This window comes from Streptomyces sp. SID3343 (genome assembly GCF_009865215.1).
Classification (GTDB): Bacteria; Actinomycetota; Actinomycetes; order Streptomycetales; family Streptomycetaceae; genus Embleya.
In genome coordinates this window covers 1-1,419 of the sequence record NZ_WWJX01000795.1, presented here as the reverse complement: position 1 = coordinate 1,419, position 1,419 = coordinate 1, and the positions used below count along the sequence as shown (strand labels likewise).

The window sequence follows — 1,419 nt, the reverse complement described above, 5'->3', positions numbered from 1 at the left end:
GAGGTCGCCGGCTCCGTCCGTAGCCAGTGGCCGTCGGTGCTCCAGCCCAGGAGGCGTCGGGCTCGCCCGCCGTCCGCCACGCCGGCGCCGTCGAACCGGCCGCCTGCCGCGACCAGACGCAAGCCGGCCACCGCCGGGGCGAGGCGTGCCGCGACGTGGTCGGGGTGCCGGGCCAGTTCGTCGTCGAACCACGCGAGTACGCCCGCCTGTTCGCGCGGCCCGCACATCGACAGGTGAAACGTCAGTTGCCGCCACGCGTAGGCGGCGTCCTTGATGGTGGCCATCGGCCACGACTGGGTGGGCACCAACCCGACCAGGCGGCACACCGTCGTGAAGCACCGCGCCGCGAGGTCGGCCCAGCAGAGCCCGGGTTCCACCCCGATCGGCCGGACCAGCGCGGCGAGGTTGTGTGTGGTGAGGATCTGCGCCTGCTCGATCACCGTCCCGTTGCCCGCCGCCGACCATCGATGGCCGGCGCCGCCACCGGCCGACTTGGCGCGCCGTTGACACAGGGTGCCGAATTCTGCCGCCGGGTCGCGGTTCGCCGATCCCCAGCCCTTGCGTCGGGGAGCCGAAACTTCCGCATCGCCCGGCAGGTCATTGCGGGGCAGGTCGTCGCCGAGCAGCGCGATCTCGGCGTAGTCGATGTCGTAGTAGCGCTCGTACAGCGACCCGCGCAGCACCTCCCCCGCGAGCGCCGCGGCCCGGAGGAACTTGGCGGAGAACCGGCCCATGAAGATGTCCGCCGCCAGCTCTTCGACGAACGGCACCTCGATCCCGGCGTCGCGTGCGAGCGTGGACAGCTCGCGGACGAGTCGGTTGGGCAGGATCGTCGCCGGGAAGCCCTGGAGCGCGAGTTCGCCCAGGTGTCCGAGCGCGATCCGGGCACCCTCGCGCGACGCGTCGCCGTCGCGGCGGTGCCGGGCGACCGCCTGCACCCACGGCAGTTCGTCGACGCGCACCTGGTGCTGTAGGTCGACCAGGAGCAGCGACCGGCGGTTGCGGAAGGCCCGATAGTGCGCGGTCATCAGGCGCCGCAGTGCCTCGTCGGGATACGCCCGCGCTGCGGTGGACGCGACCAACTGCGGTACCAACTCGGCGAGTACCTCCGCCGAAGGCACCACGCCGCGCTCGATCAGGACGGCGATCGGTGCGCGATGGGCGGTCTCCACGACGCGCCGGATGGCGTCCGGGACGGGCGCGCCGAAGGTGGTGCCACTCTCGGCGTACTCGGCCTCGGTCACCGGACCGGTGAGCGCGTCGACGTCGGGGCTGCCGGTGGACTGGTCGAGCGCGGCGAGCCTGCGGACGACGACCTGTGCGAGCGCGTGATACGAGGGCCGCGCGGCGTTCGCCGCCTGTGCCTCGCGCAGCGCGGTGTGCCGCTCGGAGCCGGGCAGCCCGCGGCGGCGCACCATC

The 1,419-nt window shown here is 73.3% G+C and carries 1 pseudogene; it reads right to left on the bottom strand.

Features of this window, described 5'->3' with window-relative positions:
• Nucleotides 1–1,419, bottom strand: a pseudogene (locus GT354_RS24760) (hypothetical protein); the annotation flags it as partial.